The organism is Phyllobacterium sp. RCAM01083 (genome assembly GCF_055685835.1).
This window is the reverse complement of sequence record NZ_JBVFZN010000005.1, coordinates 1,205,601-1,223,889: the sequence shown is the minus strand read 5'-3', so window position 1 is coordinate 1,223,889 and position 18,289 is coordinate 1,205,601. Positions and strand designations below refer to the sequence as shown.

At 59.0% G+C, this 18,289-nt stretch carries 18 protein-coding genes and 1 pseudogene; 6 read left to right on the top strand and 13 right to left on the bottom strand.

Annotated features, from left to right (window positions below):
- Window positions 1–53: 53 nt before the first annotated feature.
- The 6 genes from trkA (at window position 54) to hflX (ending at window position 5,993) form a co-directional block, all read left to right on the top strand.
- A complete protein-coding gene (gene trkA, locus ACZ25R_RS12705; RefSeq protein ID WP_288193756.1) occupies window positions 54–1,430 on the top strand; it encodes a Trk system potassium transporter TrkA in 1,377 nt (458 codons plus the stop codon).
- Between the two features lie 21 nt (window positions 1,431–1,451).
- Window positions 1,452–2,216: an MBL fold metallo-hydrolase gene (locus ACZ25R_RS12700; RefSeq protein ID WP_472461166.1), complete on the top strand. Its 765-nt coding sequence runs from the start codon at window positions 1,452–1,454 to the stop codon at window positions 2,214–2,216.
- 8 nt (window positions 2,217–2,224) lie between these two features.
- Window positions 2,225–3,328, top strand: coding sequence for a lactonase family protein (locus tag ACZ25R_RS12695; RefSeq protein ID WP_472461165.1), 1,104 nt, complete (start codon window positions 2,225–2,227; stop codon window positions 3,326–3,328).
- A gap of 12 nt (window positions 3,329–3,340) precedes the next feature.
- Complete coding sequence (locus tag ACZ25R_RS12690) at window positions 3,341–4,207, top strand: D-amino-acid transaminase (protein ID WP_472461164.1); 867 nt, start codon at window positions 3,341–3,343, stop codon at window positions 4,205–4,207.
- A gap of 119 nt (window positions 4,208–4,326) precedes the next feature.
- Window positions 4,327–4,572, top strand: coding sequence for an RNA chaperone Hfq (gene hfq / locus ACZ25R_RS12685; RefSeq protein ID WP_091885912.1), 246 nt, complete (start codon window positions 4,327–4,329; stop codon window positions 4,570–4,572).
- 8 nt (window positions 4,573–4,580) lie between these two features.
- Complete coding sequence (gene hflX / locus ACZ25R_RS12680; RefSeq protein ID WP_472461163.1) at window positions 4,581–5,993, top strand: GTPase HflX; 1,413 nt, start codon at window positions 4,581–4,583, stop codon at window positions 5,991–5,993.
- Window positions 5,994–5,999: 6 nt separating this feature from the next.
- On the opposite strand, the gene mazG is transcribed toward hflX, so the two are convergent.
- From mazG to ACZ25R_RS12615, 13 genes and pseudogenes are all read right to left on the bottom strand, one after another.
- Complete coding sequence (gene mazG / locus ACZ25R_RS12675; protein WP_472461162.1) at window positions 6,000–6,821, bottom strand: nucleoside triphosphate pyrophosphohydrolase; 822 nt, start codon at window positions 6,819–6,821, stop codon at window positions 6,000–6,002.
- 76 nt (window positions 6,822–6,897) lie between these two features.
- Window positions 6,898–7,134 carry a hypothetical protein gene (locus tag ACZ25R_RS12670; RefSeq protein WP_472461161.1) on the bottom strand — a complete coding sequence of 79 codons (237 nt, stop codon included), beginning with the start codon at window positions 7,132–7,134 and terminating at the stop codon, window positions 6,898–6,900.
- Between the two features lie 37 nt (window positions 7,135–7,171).
- Window positions 7,172–8,194, bottom strand: a complete 1,023-nt coding sequence (locus ACZ25R_RS12665) for a hypothetical protein (protein WP_472461160.1) — start codon at window positions 8,192–8,194, stop codon at window positions 7,172–7,174.
- A gap of 195 nt (window positions 8,195–8,389) precedes the next feature.
- The gene (locus tag ACZ25R_RS12660; RefSeq protein WP_464664934.1) at window positions 8,390–9,400 is read right to left on the bottom strand and encodes an IS30 family transposase; all 1,011 of its coding nucleotides are present in this window, start codon (window positions 9,398–9,400) and stop codon (window positions 8,390–8,392) included.
- Window positions 9,401–9,533: 133 nt separating this feature from the next.
- Window positions 9,534–10,004: a YbaK/EbsC family protein gene (locus ACZ25R_RS12655; RefSeq protein ID WP_472461159.1), complete on the bottom strand. Its 471-nt coding sequence runs from the start codon at window positions 10,002–10,004 to the stop codon at window positions 9,534–9,536.
- A complete protein-coding gene (locus tag ACZ25R_RS12650; RefSeq protein ID WP_464660351.1) occupies window positions 10,001–10,810 on the bottom strand; it encodes an MBL fold metallo-hydrolase in 810 nt (269 codons plus the stop codon). Before ACZ25R_RS12650 ends, ACZ25R_RS12655 begins: the two co-directional genes overlap by 4 nt.
- Window positions 10,803–11,591 carry a TatD family hydrolase gene (locus ACZ25R_RS12645; protein ID WP_472461158.1) on the bottom strand — a complete coding sequence of 263 codons (789 nt, stop codon included), beginning with the start codon at window positions 11,589–11,591 and terminating at the stop codon, window positions 10,803–10,805. The genes ACZ25R_RS12650 and ACZ25R_RS12645 overlap by 8 nt, the downstream gene beginning before the upstream one ends.
- Before the next feature lie 21 nt (window positions 11,592–11,612).
- Window positions 11,613–13,163 carry a methionine--tRNA ligase gene (metG, locus tag ACZ25R_RS12640; protein WP_472461157.1) on the bottom strand — a complete coding sequence of 517 codons (1,551 nt, stop codon included), beginning with the start codon at window positions 13,161–13,163 and terminating at the stop codon, window positions 11,613–11,615.
- 148 nt (window positions 13,164–13,311) lie between these two features.
- Window positions 13,312–14,370: a DNA polymerase III subunit delta' gene (locus tag ACZ25R_RS12635; RefSeq protein ID WP_472461156.1), complete on the bottom strand. Its 1,059-nt coding sequence runs from the start codon at window positions 14,368–14,370 to the stop codon at window positions 13,312–13,314.
- Window positions 14,367–15,041: a dTMP kinase gene (gene tmk, locus ACZ25R_RS12630; protein ID WP_472461155.1), complete on the bottom strand. Its 675-nt coding sequence runs from the start codon at window positions 15,039–15,041 to the stop codon at window positions 14,367–14,369. The genes ACZ25R_RS12635 and tmk overlap by 4 nt, the downstream gene beginning before the upstream one ends.
- Before the next feature lie 89 nt (window positions 15,042–15,130).
- Window positions 15,131–16,360, bottom strand: coding sequence for a D-alanyl-D-alanine carboxypeptidase family protein (locus ACZ25R_RS12625; RefSeq protein WP_472461154.1), 1,230 nt, complete (start codon window positions 16,358–16,360; stop codon window positions 15,131–15,133).
- A 577-nt stretch (window positions 16,361–16,937) separates the two neighbouring features.
- Window positions 16,938–17,597, bottom strand: a pseudogene (locus ACZ25R_RS12620) (septal ring lytic transglycosylase RlpA family protein); the annotation flags it as partial.
- A 286-nt stretch (window positions 17,598–17,883) separates the two neighbouring features.
- A complete protein-coding gene (locus ACZ25R_RS12615; RefSeq protein WP_464660359.1) occupies window positions 17,884–18,018 on the bottom strand; it encodes a hypothetical protein in 135 nt (44 codons plus the stop codon).
- Window positions 18,019–18,289: the final 271 nt, after the last annotated feature.

Sequence of the window (18,289 nt, the reverse complement as noted above, 5' to 3'; positions counted from 1 at the left end):
AGTCTCATTGACGTGGACGCAATGGCCGTGATTGCCGAAGGCAAAGCCAGCTGATGCGTGTGATTATCTGCGGCGCAGGGCAGGTTGGATATGGCATCGCCGAACGCCTGGCCGCCGAAGACAACGATATTTCGGTCATCGACACGTCGGCCGAGCTCATTCAGGTCATACGCGATACGCTCGATGTGCGCGGTTTTGTCGGTCACGGCGCCCACCCGGATGTTCTGGCTGCGGCGGGTGCCGAGCAGGCGGACATGATCATTGCGGCGACACTGTACGACGAAGTGAACATCGTCGCCTGTGAAGTGGCGCATGCGCTGTTCAACGTGCCGACCAAGATCGCCCGCATCCGTGCTCAGGCCTATCTGCAGCCGCACTATCAGGACCTGTTTTCCCGCGATCACATGCCGATCGACGTCATCATTTCGCCGGAGCTTGAGGTCGGGGAAATGGTGCTGCGCCGCATCGCCTTGCCCGGTGTGAGCGACGTTGTCCGCTTTGCCGACGAGACTATCGTGGTCATGGCGATCGAATGCCTGGAAGACTGTCCCGTCATCAACACGCCGCTCATTCAATTGAGCAATCTCTTCCCCGACCTGCCGTCGACCGTGATGGCGATCATCCGCAATGACACGTTGCTCATTCCGCGCTCTGCCGATCACCTCCTGGCCGGTGACATCGCCTATGTCGCGACAACCAAGTCACAGGTGCGCCGTACGCTGGCGCTGTTCGGTCACGAAGAGCCCGAGGCGACCCGCATTGTCATAGCCGGCGGCGGCAATGTCGGGCTCTACGTCGCCCAGACGATCGAAGCCAAGCAGCCCAAGACCAAGGTCAAGCTGATCGAACCCAATTTGACCCGCGCCAATGCCATCGCGGACGGGCTTCGGCGGTCCATGGTGCTGCATGGCAGTGCGCTGGATCAGAAACTGCTGCTGGAAGCGGAAATCCAGGATGCGGACCTTCTGGTCGCGCTGACCAATGACGACCAGGTCAACATGCTCGCTGGCGTCATGGCCAAACGCCTCGGCTGCAAATCCAGTCTCGTCCTCATCAACAACCCGGACTATCTCGACCTCAGCAAATCCCTCGGCATCGATGCCCATATCAGCCCGCGCAGCGTCACCATTTCGCGCGTGCTGCAGCATGTGCGGCGGGGCCGTATCCGGGCCGTACACAGCGTCCAGAAGGGCCGGGCGGAGATTATCGAGGCTGAGGCGCTTGAAACCTCGCCGCTTGTCGGCGCCCCGCTGCGCGACCTCGACCTGCCGGATGGACTGCGGATCGGCGCGATCTACCGCAACGGCGAAGTCATCCGCCCCGACGGTTCGGTCCGCATCAAACCGCAGGACCGGGTGGTCATCTTTGCCACGGCCGAAGCGGTCAAACAGGTCGAGCAGATGTTCCGCGTCAGTCTCGAATTCTTCTGATCAGCAGAAAGACGCACCGACATGAAACTGCAACTTCTCCGCAATGCCACGCTGAAACTCGATTATGCCGGTTCAACCGTCCTGATCGATCCATTTTTCGCTCCCAAACACAGCCGCCCGTCCTTTACCGGCCGTTCGCCGAATCCCATGACGGATCTGCCGGTTTCAACCGACGAGATCCTTGATGGCGTCGAGCTTGTACTCGTCTCGCATCTGCATGCGGATCATTTCGACCCCGTGGCTCAGGAACGTGTCCCCAAGCATCTGCCGCTGATCTGCCAGCCGGGCGATGAAGAGAAAATCCGCTCCTTCGGTTTCACCGACGTCACGCCACTGACCGGGGATCTGACGTGGAAGAATATCCGCCTGACCCGTCGCGACGGCAATCACGGCACCGGGGCCGTGCTTCAGCTGATGGGCAATGTCATCGGTTTCACCATCGAGGCGGATGGCGAACCCTCGATCTATTGGGCAGGGGATACGATCCTCTATCCGCCGGTGCGCGAAACAATCGAAGCGACGCAGCCCGATATCATCGTCACCCATTCCTGCGGTGCCAAATGGGACGGTGTTCTCATCGTCATGGATGCGGAGCAGACCGTTGAGGTCTGCCGCATTTCACCCCTGAAGACAAAAGTCATCGCGACGCATATGGAAGCCCTTGACCATGCAACGGTCACCCGCGACGATCTGAAGGCCCATGCGCAGGCAGCGGCCATCGATTCCCACAAGCTGATCATCCCTTCCGATGGAGAGACCCTCCATCTCATAGCCCCTAACCCATGAGACCAACCATGCCAAAGACCTATGCTTTTGTCGGCAACCTGAATCGCAACGCTCTGCCCAATGCAGGAAAGGGGATCAGCGTCTTCCGCTTTGACGACAATACCGGTGATCTCACACTCGTCAGCGAATACCTCGCAATCGACAATCCCGGTTATATCGCCATCGATGAAAAGCGCCGGCGTCTTTACGCGGCAGTGGAAATTCCCGAATGGAACGAGGGGATGGCTGTCGCCTTCGATATCGATCCGGCCTCAGGAGCCTTGTCCTATATCAACATGCAGCCGACCCTTGGCAACACCACCTGCCATCTCGGGTTCGATCAGTCGGGCGAGACGATCTTTGCCTCCAATTATACCGTTGCCGCGCTGGGCGAACGCCCCGGCAATGCCGTGGCCGCTTTCGCCATCCGCGCCGACGGCGGGCTGGAACCGGCCTTTGCCGCTGCCATTCATGAGGGCAAGAATGCCGTCCTGCCGACGGACAAGCGGCAGCATGGTCACTGCGCCGTCGTCAGCCCGGATAATCGGACCGTGTTTGTCTGCGATCTCGGCCTGGACCGGATCATGGCCTATAAGCTGCCGTCGAAGGGCGGGAAACTGGAGCTGGCAGCAACGCCCTTCACGACCTTGCCCGATGGCGCCGGACCGCGCCATATGACGTTCCATCCGAATGGGAAGATTGCTTATGTTATCAATGAATTGAACAGCACTGTTTCAGTTCTGCGTTACAATGCCGAAACCGCCGAGTTGACGCTTGGCCAGACGCTTCCATCCATCCCTGCGGGCTTCACCGCGACCAATACCTGCGCAGAAATCGCCGTCAGTGCCGACGGCCGGTTCCTTTATGGCTCCAACCGTGGCCACAACAGCATCGTCAGCTATGCCATTGCCGCCGACGGCAGCCTCGCGCTGATCGGCTGGACACCGTCGCAGGGTCTCGGCCCACGCAACTTCGTCATCGATCCCACGGGCAAGTTCATGCTCGTTGCCAATCAGAAAGGCGGGGGCATCGCCGTGTTCAAACGCGATATCGAAACGGGTGCATTGGAAGATACCGGCAAGCGGGTGGATCTGCCAACGCCCATGCGCATGGTCTTCGGCCAGTTCGAATAGGAGGCTCTACCGATGTCCCGTATCGCCTATGTCAACGGCCAGTACATTCCCCATGCCAATGCCGGTGTTCACATTGAAGACCGCGGCTACCAGTTTGCCGATGGCGTTTATGAAGTCTGCGAGGTTGCCCGCGGCAACATCATGGACATGACGCGCCATCTCAACCGCCTCGACCGCTCGCTTTCAGAGCTGCGGATCGGCTGGCCGATGAACCGGAAGGCGCTGCAGAGCGTGATCGCCGAGGTGGTCCGGCGCAATCGTGTGCACAATGGCATGGTCTATCTGCAGGTGACGCGCGGTGTCGCCAAGCGCGACCACGTCTTTCCCGCGGCCGATACACCACCTTCCATTGTCATCACCGCCAAGCGCACGGATCCCGTCATGTTCGCTGCCCGGGCGGCAAAGGGTGTGAAGGTCATCACGGTGCCGGAAAACCGCTGGGAGCGGGTGGACATCAAATCTATCGGCCTTTTACCAAATGTTATGGCGCGCCAGCAGGCCAAGGAGCAGGGCGCTCAGGAAGCCTGGTTCATCGATCCGGATGGCACCGTTAGGGAAGGCGCGGCAACAAATGCGTGGATTGTCACCATGGACGGCGTTCTGGTGACCAGACAGGCGGAAACCGGCATTTTGCGCGGTATTACCCGCACAACCATCTTCGATGTGGCCAAAAAGCTGGGATTGACGATCGAGGAACGCGGCTTTTCTGTCGAGGAAGCCAAGCGGGCGCGCGAAGTTTTCATGACCGCAGCCACAACTGTTGTGATGCCAATCGTTGCGATTGACGGCGAATCGGTGGCAAATGGGCACCCGGGAACGATCGCACTTTCGTTACGGGAAGCGTTTTTTGACATTGCGGAAAAAACGCCATCCTGTTAACCGGAGTATGAGGGGACTAACAGAAACCATTTTTCACCTCCTGCAGGAGTAGGCTTTCTGCTCCCGTTGCCGAAATTTGTATGAGACACGTTTGCTGATCGCATAAAAGGACAAAAACAATGGCTGAACGATCGCAGAATCTTCAGGACCTATTTCTGAATTCAGTCAGAAAACAGAAGATTTCTCTGACAATTTTCCTCATCAATGGCGTCAAACTGACCGGTATTGTCACCTCGTTCGACAATTTCTGCGTCCTGTTGCGCCGCGACGGCCATTCTCAGCTCGTCTACAAACATGCCATCTCGACCATCATGCCGAGCCAGCCTGTACAAATGTTCGAAGCTGAGGCCGAAGACAGCGACTGAGATAACATTTGACCAAAGAAACAAGGCGTAACGCGCAAAACCCTGGCGGATCAACCGATAATGGTGAGACCGCCAGAGAAGCCACGCGCGCAATCGTCATTGTGCCGGTTTTGCCGACGCGCTTTTCCGATGGCGGCAAGGCCGACGATCATGGCCGCATGAAGCACCAGCCCGAATTCCAGCGCAGCGACGATGCGCGGCTGGAAGAGGCCGAAGGCTTGGCCCGAGCCATCGATCTGGACATTGTCCATTCCGATATCGTGCAGGTTTCTGCGCCGCGCCCGGCGACCTTGCTGGGGACGGGCAAGGTTGAAGCGATTCATGAGCTCATCGAGGCTTCCCATGCGGAGCTCGTGATCGTCGATCATTCCCTGACACCGGTGCAGCAGCGCAATCTCGAAAAGGCATGGAACGCCAAGGTTCTTGACAGGACCGGGCTCATTCTTGAGATTTTCGGACGGCGAGCCCAGACGAAAGAGGGCGCCCTGCAGGTGGAACTTGCGCACCTCACCTATCAGAGGGGGCGGCTGGTCCGCAGCTGGACCCACCTTGAGCGCCAGCGCGGCGGCGGCGGCTTCCTCGGCGGTCCCGGTGAAACGCAGATCGAGGCCGACAGGCGCGCACTACAGGAAAAGATCCTGCGCATCAAGCGCGAACTCGAAACGGTGGTGCGCACCCGCACCCTGCACCGCAGCAAGCGCAAGAAGGTGCCGCATCCGGTCGTGGCGCTTGTCGGCTATACCAATGCGGGTAAATCAACGCTGTTCAACCGGCTGACCGGAGCAGGGGTCGTGGCCGAAGACATGCTCTTTGCCACGCTTGATCCCACCTTGCGCCGTATCCGGCTGGAGCACGGCGAGACGATCATCCTCTCCGACACGGTGGGTTTCATCTCCAACCTGCCTACGCATCTCGTTGCGGCCTTCCGCGCCACGCTGGAAGAGGTGGTCGAAGCCGACCTCATCCTGCATATCCGCGATATCTCCGATCCGGATACCGCAGCCCAGTCGGAAGACGTCCACGCGATCATGACCAGTCTCGGCATTGAGCGCGGCGATACGAAGCGCATTCTCGAAGTGTGGAACAAGATCGACAGGCTTGACGATGCGGGCCGCGAGTCGGCGCAGCGTCTCAGTGCGGCGGTGAAGGGCGACGAACATCCGATTCCGGTGTCGGCGATCACGGGTGAGGGCGTCGACGCTCTGCTGAAGGAAATCGAGAACCGCATTGCCGGCAAGCTGAAGCATGTCAAAATCACCCTGCGGCCGGACCAGATGCGGCTGATGGACTGGATCTACCAGCACTCCAGCAATGTGAAACGCAAGGATCTGGACGACGGGTCGGTATCCCTCACCATGGACATGACCGTCGCGTCCCACGCCAATCTCGACGAGAAATTATTGCGGCGGACCAACGGGTAAACGGTGTTATTTCGCGGTTTTGGCTTCCTGCCAGAGTGCTTCCATTTCATCGAGTGTCGCCGCATCGAGCGTCTGTTTCTGCTCGTTCAGCTTTCGCTCGATATAGTGGAAGCGTGACCGGAACTTTTCATTGGTGCCGCGCAGGGCGCTTTCCGGTTCAAGCTTCAAATGGCGGCCGAGATTGACCATGGCAAACAGCAGGTCGCCATATTCTTCTTGTGTATTTTCCCGGTCACCATTGGCAATGGCCTGTTTCAACTCGCCGATTTCTTCCTCGATCTTGTCGAGAATGGGCGCGGCTTCCGACCAGTCAAAGCCAACCTTGGCCGCCTTCTGCTGCAGTTTGAGAGCACGCATCAGGGCAGGAAAGCCGTGCGGAATGTCGTCGAGGAAACCGGTCGGTTCCACGGCGCCGAGATTGAGCGCAGCACGACGCTCGCGCCGCTCCGCCTTTTCCTCGGCCTTGATCTTGTCCCACATGCCCTTGGCCATTCCGGCACCGCGGGCAGCCTCTTCACCGAAGACATGCGGATGGCGGCGGATCATCTTGTGCGTGATCGCCTGCACCACGTCACCGAAATCGAATGCCTTCATCTCTTCCGCCATCCGCGCGTGAAACACCACCTGCAGGAGCAGATCGCCGAGCTCTTCGCGCAGATCGTCGATATCATCGCGCTCGATGGCATCGATCACCTCGAAGGCTTCCTCGAGCGTATAGGGGGCGATGGATTTGAAATCCTGCTCAAGATCCCACGGACAGCCGGTCACCGGCGTGCGCAGGGCCTGCATGATCTCAAGAAGGCGGGTGATGTCGCGTGATGGTTTCATAAGAAATATACTAAGACAGGAGCAGGGCGGCTGATATGACCGAGCTGAAATGCCGGTGGCTTGTCCACAGGATCGGTCAGCGCTTCCCGGCCGCCTGCAGCGATATGGGCCCGATCACGTCATATACCACCCTGACGCCATCCACCGTTTCCGGAAGCTCGGTCGTTTCGGGGACCTGATCGCGCAGATTGACCTTGATGGCGTAGGAGTCACCGATGCGGATCAGGCCGACACCAATGACGGTGCCGCATGATCCGGCCAGTTCCCTGGCTTTCGGCTTGGCAAGTCGCGCCTGTTCGATGGAGGTGCTCATGGCTTTAATTTAGTGCATCCCGGCTGCTCTCGCTAGGTCAAACCGGCATCGTCAGCCCCAATTTCTCCAGCACGATGGAAAGATCATTGGCGAAGGTGACACCCTTGCCGTTGGTGCCGCCCTGGTCGCTGCCGGCAAACAGCAGGGCGCAGGCATAGCCCTTTTCGTCCATAATCATCGATCCGCTGTCGCCGCCCGAGCTGAAAGGACCGCTGCCTGTGGTCTGGATCTCGATCTGGCTGTCAAAACCGATATCGCCGAATTCATAGCTGACCACCACGTCATCGACTTCGATTGCCGTGACAACACCTTGCGTCACGCCGGTTGTCCTGCCGATCTTGAACACCTTGTCGCCGGGACGGAGCGGGGTCTTGCGCAGGCCCTTCAATTTTCCCGCATCGGTCAGGGTCACCGCGTCGAAGTCGATATCCGCATCGATGGAGGCGATGGCCGCGTCGACCAGGTTGTTTGCGCCTGATACAACCGGCTCGAAAGCCAGCAGTTCGCCGACCTTGTCCTTGCTTTTCCTGCCGCCGTCATAGGCCGCAGGCTGCAGGATCGCATCGCCGATCTTCGCCTTGTTTTCATTGGCCAGCACATGATTGTTGCTCAGAATAACGGCCTTGCCGCTCGCCGTGTGCTGCGCAAAGCCGCCAAGCGTGCCCGCCGTAATCGAATAATGTCCGACCGACGCGCCGATCAGCAGCGGCCTCTGCCGCAGCTGATGCCAGGGCAAGACTGCCGGCGCTGCCACAGCGCCGCCTTTGAACACGGTACCGATATAGGTGATGTCGGCCTTGTTGCGGGCTGCTTCCTCGATCTGCTGGCGCAGATTGGCATTTGTTTCGAGCGCACGGCGCTGGACACGGACGGCAAGCCGGTAATCGTTCTTTCCATCGCCGGCGGCAATGCCAAGCGCGATACCGCCTTCGACGCCGGTCAGACGCCGTATTGCGGTGGAGCGGACAATGCGGCGCTCGGCGCGGATTTCAGTGACAAGCGGTCGAATGATCTGTTCTGCGATTTCGTTTTTCAGCGCGCGTACAGTTTTCAAATCCACGGTGGTCATCCTTCTTGTATCTACAAGTTCAGGGCACGTGTGCGACTCGACGATAAGCTTAGCGGTGGAGATATGGTTTGGCGAGCGATGACGGAGAGGCGCGTCGGTTCATACGAGAAAGGGGCCGTCACCGTTGAAAATAGAATGTAACCGACTGTGAGTTCTCGCTGAAGCGCGACTTGCACGCTTTTGAAGCTAACCCGCACGCCGTCTCTGCGCGAGTAGTTTTTGCCGGAAGACTTCTGCTGGCGTTTTGTAGCCAAGGCATTTGCGCGGTGTGGAATTCAGCCTGTTGCAGATTTCCGTGAGATCACGGTCGCTGATCGACAGCGGATCAACCTCTCTCGACAGCCATTTCCTGGCCCGTCTGTTGGTGTTCTCGACAGTGCCTTTCTGCCAGGGCGACTGCGGATCGCAAAACCATGTTTGCGTTCCGATGCCGGCCTGCAGGTAGGGCCAGTCAGTGAACTCGGTGCCGCGGTCGAAGGTGATGGAGCGGCGGGCAAAATGGGGCAGGGACTGCAGTGCTTGGATCAGACCGTCCATGACAGGTTTCGACTGCCGATCGTTGTTGCGTAGAAACACGGCAAACCGGCTGACGCGTTCGACCAGAGACGTCACATTGGCTTTTCCGAATTTCTTGCGAAATTGGATGAGGTCACATTCCCAATGCCCAAACTGTTTGCGCGTCGCCACGACATCCGGGCGGTGCAGGATATTGACGTCCGGGCTGAACCTGCGGCCATGACGCCGTCTGGCATGCCTCGGCCGCCGCCGGGCACGGTGTTCCGGCAGGTGCCGCCAAAGCTTGATCGCATGGCCGTCCGGTGAATAGGCGAACTTGTAGATCGTCTCGTGGCTCACACAAATCGGATGCTGCTCCAGCTGCATCCGACCGGCTATCTGTTGCGGTGACCAGCCATGAATAATGCGCTCGATCACGGATTGGCGCAGATGCGCGAACCGTGCCAGTTTGCGGAGCTTGGCACGTCGTTCACGTGCCATGTCGTTCGCCGTCACACAGTAATACCCGTTAAGTTCGGGCATTTGCACGTCGGTGAAGGTATTACGCCTGAGCTCACGAAAAATCGTCGAGCGATGACGCCCAAGTTTTTCAGCAATGATGTCGACCTTGACGCCTGCCGTTCGCCAGTGAGCGATCTTGCGGCGTTCATCCATGTCAATCTGGGAGTAGGTGCGTTCCACGGGCGATTCCTTGCATTGGATAAACCATTGTTATCTATTGCAAGTCGCGCTTCATCCTTGAACCCACCCGACAGCAATACAAAGATCGCATAAGATAGATTATGGAACCAGAAGATGGACCGGAATGGCTCGATCAGCCGGTAATATCGGCTATTTCAGCCTTTGCGGCCGTCATCAAAGCATGTGGCTCTGCCGGGAAAACAAAGTTGGTGCCGCCTGCTGCGGCCCAGACGACGTCGAACTGCATCAGTGTTTCATCCGCATAGGCCTTGATGTCGATCAGGTGCCCCAATGGCGATACGCCGCCAATGGCAAAGCCGGTCTCCTTGCGGATGTGCTTTGGATCAGCCCGGTGCAGCGTTTCTCCGGTCAGCCGCGCAGCCTTGGCAAGATCAAGCTGGCGCGGTCCGGAAACCAGAAACAGATAAAGCTGCTGCGTATCGGTGCCTTGAAAAATCAGCGACTTGACGATCTGTGCGACTGTGACGCCGCATTGAACCGCTGCATCTTCCGCCGTGTGGGTTGAATCGGCCATCTGGCGGATTTCGATCTCCAGCCCAGCCGCATGAGCTGCCTGACGGACACGTTCAACGCTCTTGCTCATGCTTCAACCTCAAAGGACAGGCCGTCAAAGGCCGGTTCGACATGTTCCGGCGTATCGCGCAGGACAGTTCCATAATCCAGTGGCACATGCATATGGGTCAGAATGGCTCGACGCGGCTTCAGCTTTTCGATCCACTCCATTGATTCATCGAGAGAAAAATGGCTTGGGTGCGGACGGTACTGCAATGCGTCGATGATGAGTATATCGAGCCCATGCAGCTCGGCCGCTGTTGTTTCCGGAAACGCGCTGACATCGGAACAATAGCCAACATCGCCGATGCGGAAGCCCAGCGACAGGATATCGCCATGCACCTGCGGCAGCGGCAGAAAGCGGATCGGACCGCCCGCGCCGTCAACCTCAAAAGCCTCGTGATGCACGATCTCATGCGGCCGCAGGATCGGCGGATAGCTCGAACCTTCCGGCGTCTTGAAACAATAACCGAAGCCTTCGACGAGCCTGCGCTGGGTCGCCTGATCGGCATAGATATCAACCAGATCGCGCCGGTCGATGACAAAGGTCCTAAGGTCATCGAGGCCGTGAATATGGTCCGCATGCGCATGGGTATAGACAACGGCATCAAGCCGTCCGGAGCCGAAATCGATCATCTGCGAGCGGAAATCCGGTCCCGTATCGATGACGACGGTGGTCACGCCGCCATGCGCGGCAATGCGCTCCACCAGCATGGACGCCCGGCGGCGGCGGTTTTTCGGATTGTCCGGATCGCAATTGCCCCAGTCACCATTGATGCGCGGCACGCCCGGAGACGAGCCGCAGCCCAGAATGGTAAAGCGCAGGCGATCAGGCATGGGCGGGCCTTGGCATCTTGGTGAACAGGCGGAATACATTGTCGGTGGTCAAAGTGCCGATTTCCTCGACGCTGACACCGATGGTCTCCGCCAGCACGGCGGCCGTATGGGTGACGAAGCTCGGCTCGTTGCGCTTGCCGCGATGCGGCATCGGCGCGAGATAAGGCGCGTCGGTTTCAACCAGCAGCCGGTCGCGCGGCACGTTTCTGGCGATGTCGCGGATTTCCGGCGAATTCTTGAATGTCAGAATACCGGAAAACGAGATGTAACCGCCAAGCTCGACGCCAACCCGCGCCAGTTCGGCGCCGGAGGAGAAGCAATGCAGGATGAAGGGGAAGGCCCCCTTCCCTGATTCCTCGCGCAGGATCGCAATCATGTCCTCATCGGCACTGCGTGCGTGAATGACCAGCGGCAGGCCTGTGACGCGTGCTGCGGCGATATGGGTGCGAAATCCCTGCTGCTGTGCTTCCGGCGGCGCGTAATCATAGTGATAGTCGAGCCCGGCTTCACCGATTGCCACCACCTTCGGGTGTTCGGCCAGCTTGATCAGGTCATCGGCTGTGACGTCGAGTTCCTCATGCGCATTGTTCGGGTGCGTCCCGACCGAAGCAAAGACGCTGTCATAGCGTTCGGCGATGCCGAGAATGCCGTCAAACTTGCGAACGCGCGTGCAGATGGTGACCAGCCGCACAACACCAAGATCCAGCGCGCGCTGGACAATGGCGTCACGTTCTTCGGCAAAATCCGGAAAATCCAGATGGCAATGGCTATCGACAAGCATGAAAAAGATCCGGGTTCCTGATCAGGCGCCTTTGTCTGCCTCGACATAGCGCGGGAAGATCGGCTGCGGCGCGGGCAAATCGGCGCCGGGCACCAGTTCGCTGCCGCCGAGAAGATCGGTGAAGTTGCGCTTGTCCGCGGGCACGGCCAGGATATCGAGCAGTTTGGCCGCCGATCCCGGTATGAACGGCAGGCAGAGAATGCCGACACGCCGGATCACTTCCGCCGTCACGTAGAGAACCGTTTCCATCCGCGCGGGATCGGTCTTCTTCAGCGCCCATGGCTCCTGCGATGCAAAATAGCGGTTGGCTTCCGCCACCACGGCAAAGATCGCCCCAAGCGCCAGATGCATGGCCTGCGTGCCGACGGCCTTGCGGGCTGTCTCCAGCGCTGCCACCGCCTGACCGAGGATGGCCTTGTCGACATCGGTCAATGCGCCGGGCTGCGGAACCTTGGCTTCGCAGTTCTTGTTGATCATCGACAGCGAGCGCTGCGCCAGATTGCCAAGGTCGTTGGCAAGATCCGCATTGGTGCGGTTGACGATCGCCTCATGGCTGTAATTGCCATCCTGACCGAAAGGCACTTCGCGCAGCAGGAAGTAACGCACCTGATCCAGGCCGTAATGCTCGACCAGGGAGAACGGATCGATGACATTGCCGACTGATTTCGACATTTTCTCGCCGCGGTTGAACACAAAGCCGTGGCCGAAGACGCGCTTCGGCAGTTCGATTCCAGCGGACAAAAGGAAGGCCGGCCAATAGACGGCGTGGAAGCGAATGATATCCTTGCCGATGATGTGCACATCGGCGGGCCAATAGCGCCAGCGCTCGGCCTTCTCATCGGGATAACCGGCCGCCGTGATGTAATTGGTCAGCGCGTCGACCCAGACATACATGACGTGCTTCTCGTCGCCGGGAACCGGAATGCCCCAGTCGAAAGTCGTGCGCGATACAGACAGGTCCTTCAGGCCGGACTTGACGAAGGAGATGACCTCGTTGCGGCGCTCGTCCGGCCCGATAAAACCGGGATTGTCCGCATAGAGCTTGAGCAGGCGATCCTGATAGGCGGACAGGCGGAAGAAATAACTTTCCTCTTCCAGCCATTCGACGGGCGAGCCCTGCGGGCCGTAGCGCACGCCATCGGCACGCACTTCCGTCTCGTCTTCCTGGTAATAGGCTTCATCGCGCACGGAGTACCAGCCGGCATAGGAATCCTTGTAGATATCCCCGGCTTCGACCATTTTTTTCCAGATCGCCTGCGATGACGCGTAATGCCGCTCCTCGGTGGTGCGGATGAAGTCGTCATAGGATGCATTCAGGAGATGGCCCATGTCACGGAAAAGCTTGGCATTTCTGTCGGCAAGCTCACGCGGCGTAATGCCTTCCCTGCGTGCGGTTTGAAGCATCTTGATGCCATGTTCATCCGTGCCGCTGAGGAAAAACACATCCTTGCCGTCATGGCGGTTGAAACGGGCAATCGCATCCGTCGCGATCAGCTCGTACGCATGACCGATATGCGGGCTGCCGTTCGGATAGGAAATGGCTGTGGTGATGTAAAATGTTTCGCGGCTCATACGTAACCTGATTTGCTTCGGAATTGGCATCTTGGGAAGGCGTCAGGCTGACATAACCCATGTCTGGCCTGATTGCTATACCGGTCGTAAACACATGAATTCAATTGAAATACTATTCCGCATTCATGTGATGTGACCGGGTGGCGGATCAAGAAGCACGCAGGGCGCGATGCATCCTGTCAAGAAAGATAAGAACGGACTGTTTGCGGTCAAGGTTGAAGGCATCGGCTTCACGGGCTTCGCCCTGCATTTCCTGCCACAGCGTCGACCAGTGATTGGCCTCGGCCACGGCACCCTTCTCCGCAGCCTCCCCTGCCTTTGCCGCGATCCGCGAAAAAATGTCCTCAAGGAAGAGATCAAACTGAATTTCCGAATCGCGTCCCGACAAGGCTGTGCCAAGCGCCTGCGCCTTGGGGACATCGAATACAGGTTTTGTCAGAATAGCGTCGATGGTCTGCGATATCTCCAATCCGCCAAACGCCACAAGCAGTGCCGCCTTGCGCACACTGCCGTCGGCGTGGGTAACCAGTGCCTCGGTATCCGGCATCTGGTCCGTGCCAAGGCCAATGGTTGCCAGCGCCGACAGGAGGTCACTGCGCTGCAGCCCTTCGAAACGGATGGACTGGCAGCGTGAGCGGATCGTTGGCAGCAAGCGCCCGGAGGAATGCGAGATCAAAATGAACAGCGTTCGCTGCGGTGGTTCTTCAAGAGTCTTCAGTAACGCATTGGCAGCATTACGATTCATGTCATCTGCCGGATCGACGATGACAATACGCCACGCGCCATCATGTGCCGTCCGATTGAGAAAATGCGTCACCCGACGAATCTCATCGACCGTGATCCCGGTCTTGAATTTTCCGGTCTTGGCATCGAGCGGGCGGCTGATATGGAGCACGGCCAGATGTGTCCCCGTGGCAATCTGCCGGTAGGGCGCGGCGGAAAAATCGGGCACAGCCAGTTCCAGCGGCGCATCACGCTGCACCGGATGCTTGAGCATGTGTCCGGCGAGGTGAAAGGCCAGCGTGGTCTTGCCCACGCCCTGCGGCCCCTCGAGCAGAAGTGCATGGTGCATGTGGCCGGATTGATAAGCCTGGGCCAGAAATGAACGGATGGACGGATGACCGAACAGTGCGGGATTGGCCGACGGGGCGGGAATGCCGTCAATCGTATCGTGCGTGGCTGGCACGTCGGGAAGCGTATCGCTCATTGTGCCGCCCCCGCTTTGGCCTTTTCCTTTATCGCACGCCGCGCCTTCAGGCGATCGACGAGGCGGGCAATATCCGCCGCGATATCGTCAACCGGCCGGTCCGCAGGCACCACCTTGCACCGCCCCGGTTCAGCCTTGGCGATGGCCAGATAAGCGTCCCGGCGCTTGCGGTGCATCTCGATGGTCTCTTTTTCGAAGCGATCGGCAGTGCCTGTTCCGCGGCGCGCGTTTGCGCGCTCCAGACCGATTTCCGCCGGCAGATCGAGAATGATGGTCAGATCCGGCATCAGTCCGTTGACGGCTGCCCTTTCAATGGCGCGCATCAGACCGGCATCGAGATCGCCAGTGACCCCCTGATAAACCCGGCTGGAGTCGATATAGCGGTCGCAGAGCACCATGCTGCCCGTGTTGAGCGCGGGGCGCATGACCTGCTCGACGTGATCATTGCGCGCGGCGGCAAACAGCATCGCTTCCATGGCGGGACCGAAGGATTCGGCAGCGCCGCTCAGGATGACATGCCGCACTGCCTCGGCACCGGGTGAGCCGCCCGGCTCGCGGGTCACGACCACATCATCGCCGGCTGCGCGCATATGCGCTGCCAGGCGGGTGATCTGGGTGGATTTGCCAGCGCCCTCGCCGCCTTCAAAGGTAATGAACAGTCCTTGTTGCACGCCGTCAGCCGTCTTTCGATAAAGAGTCGCTTTTGATCTCTAGACGAGGTTCTAACGGGCGGGACTGAAAAGGTCGAGCCGGGAAAAGCTTAAAGCTTCAGGCGGCGCGTCCAGCCGGTGGTGAGTTCCAGGACCGCATCGAGCGTGCGCTTCTGCAGATCACCGGGTTCAACGGCTTCGCCCGTGTAAACCGGCGTTTCCTGCGCCAGAGCATCGCCGATCCATATCCGCAGCACGCCGACCTGCTCGTCCGCCTTGACTGGGGCCAGCAGCGGGCCCTTATACACCACATGGGCCTTGAGGCGATCCTTGTTGGCCGTCGGGACGAGAAGGCTGATCTTTTCGTGTGCCTTGAGCGGGACGCTGGATTTGACACCGCCAAACACGCTGGCTTCCGCGATGGTCTCGCCTTCGGCAAAGATATTGACTTCCTCGAAGGCGCTGTAGGCCCATTCAAAGATTTTCTTCGCTTCTTCCGCCCGCTCCTTGTCTGTCGCCAGACCGCTCAGGGCGGCGATGTAACGGCGCCCATTATGTTCGGCCGAACCGACAAGACCATAGCCGGATTGTTCGGTGTAGCCGGTTCCCATGCCGTCAGCGCCGATATCCAGCTTCAGCAAGGGATTGCGGTTGCGCTGGAAAATATTGTTCCAGGTGAAGCTCTCCTGCGCATAGGTGCGATAATATTCCGGATATTCGTGCTTGATGTAGCGAGCCAGCGTGACAAGGTCCGTCAGCGACACCTTTTGCTCCGGATCGGGCAAGCCGGTCGAATTACGAAACGTCGAATTCTTCAGGCCGATTTCCTTCGCCCGTGCGTTCATCATCTCGGCGAATTTTTGTTCCGACCCGGCGATGCCCTCGGCCAGGATGATGCAACCGTCATTGGCTGACTGCACGATAACGCCCTGGATGAGGTCGCCGACGCTGATCGACGACTTGAGCTTGGCAAACATGGTGGAGCCGCCGGACGGCGCCCCGCCCGTGCGCCAGGCATTTTCGCTGACGGTATACTGGGTATCGATCTTGATCTGGCCGGTCTTGAGCGCATGAAAGACCAGTTCCATGGTCATCAGCTTGGCCAGCGCGGCTGGTTCGATCAGCGTATCGGGTGTTTTGGCGTAGAGAATGGTGCCTGTCTGGTCTTCAAGCATCAGGGCCTGCTTGGCCTTGGTATCGAACAATGCTTCCTGCGCATGGACCGGCGATGCGGCAAGCAGCACGATTGCAAGACTGGCGGCAAGCTTACGGAATGGCTGTAACGGCAATGTTCTTTGACGCGGGAAATCAGTTTCCGTCATCGCGTACGACAAACGCATCACCTGCTCCCGCTTTCCAGGCAGCCTGCAGCAAGGCATCGGTATTCTTTCCCGCGCTGGTCCGTGCAATCAGAGCGATGCGCGGGCCATCCGGGCTGTTGACCTCGGACAGATCGACCTTGCCCAATGGCGCCAGGGCGCTCATGACACGGCCCGCTTCGGACCTGTCGGCAAAAAGGCCGACATCGACATATTCACCCGTCGGTGCCGCTGCGGATTCACGCAGCTTGTTTTCATTCTTCCACGCGTCGGAAATGGCCTTCGGCGATATCAGACTGTTCATCGCCACCGCCGTTGCATTGGCACTTGCCACACGCTCGCTGGCGTAGGAACTGACGAATGGCGATGCGCGCCGTGGGCCGCCCTTCAGCGATCCGAGCAGGATCGCCGGCTTGTCGTCGATATAGGGACCAACAAGCGGCAGAACCGGCTGTATATCATAGCCGAACGGCATTGCGCCCATGGCGGCATTCATCTGCGGCTGCGCGGGGGCGCCAAGACTGACCGCCTGATCATTGAACGATACCGGCGCCACATTCAGGCTCGCCACCTGAACGCCCTGCGCCTTCGGCTGCCGCATGCCGGGAATGGAAAGGGCATTGCGATGGGTGGGTGTCGGTCCATTCATGGCAATCATGGTGCCCGAATCCGGCTGCATCAGACGATCACGCGTGCCGGGCGTACGATACGACGCGAGCAAAAAGCCGTCATCGCGCCCTTCGAGCGGCGCGCGACCCACATATTCCACCTTCACGTCAGCCGTACCCGTGTGTTGGTAATCGAGCATTGTCGCAGCCTTTTGCGACAGATCGATCACGCGATCGCTGTGATACGGCCCGCGGTCGTTGACGCGCACGATCACGGAACTGCCATTGGCAAGATTGGTCACGCGCGCATAGCTCGGCAGCGGCATGGTCGGATGCGCCGCCGACAGGTGGTTCATGTCGTATACTTCGCCATTGGCGGTCAGGCGGCCGTGAAAGGCCGAGCCGTACCAGGATGCCCGCCCCTGACGCTTGTAGCCCAGCTCTTCCCTGGGATAATACCACTTGCCGCGAACCTGATAGGGCCTGCCGATCTGGTTGCGCCCGCCGCCGCGCGGCATGTTGCGGAAATCGGTGACGACGCGCGGGCTGGCTTTGACGCCATACTCCGATTCAGCGAAATATTCCTTGCCGTGGCTTCGTTTAGCAACCTTTGCCGTGGGTGACGCGCAGGCTGCCATCAGGGCGCCCATCGCAACAACTCCCGCAATTCGAAAAGCTTTGGCTTTTGACAATGCAAACTACCGGCTGGATGCCGTCCCCACACTTTTTACGCAACGATACCGAACAGAACCCGGTGCAGCCCCAGAACCCATCATGGAGTATTGCACCAGAATTATAACTCGCACCGATAGGTTGACAGCAGCTTAACAGAGCAGGGAGACATTGCCTGTCATGGCTAACTTTGGTTAACGGGCGCCTTATCCGCAAAGGAAAGGTTTGATGCGGAGACGTGAAGCGCGTTCGGCGCAAGCGCCGTTAGAGCCAGCCGCCGAAGATGTAGGTCAGAAGCGCTGCGGCGGCCACGCCCCCGATGAATATGGCGATATACCAGACATTCGAGCTGTAGCTTGGCCAGACCTCTTCATCATCGTCATCAAAATCGTCGATCATTCTCCTTGCATCCTCCTGTGGGCCCGGCTTGTCAGAAGCTGCACATGTCCTCCAGGCCGAGCCCTGCCAACGGGGTTTCGCCAGCGTTCTTCAACTCGGATTGCCGATGAAAGTTCCAATCAAGGCGTCCAGCCTCGCTGGCGATGGACCTTCAGAGCATGCCGGGACACGCCGAACGCGATATGCAGCAGCGAAACAACTGCGCGGTGCTTTCTTTTCGCGGCCCGGTTGTATTCCGGCTTCGTACAACTAAGTATATCTCAAAGAATTT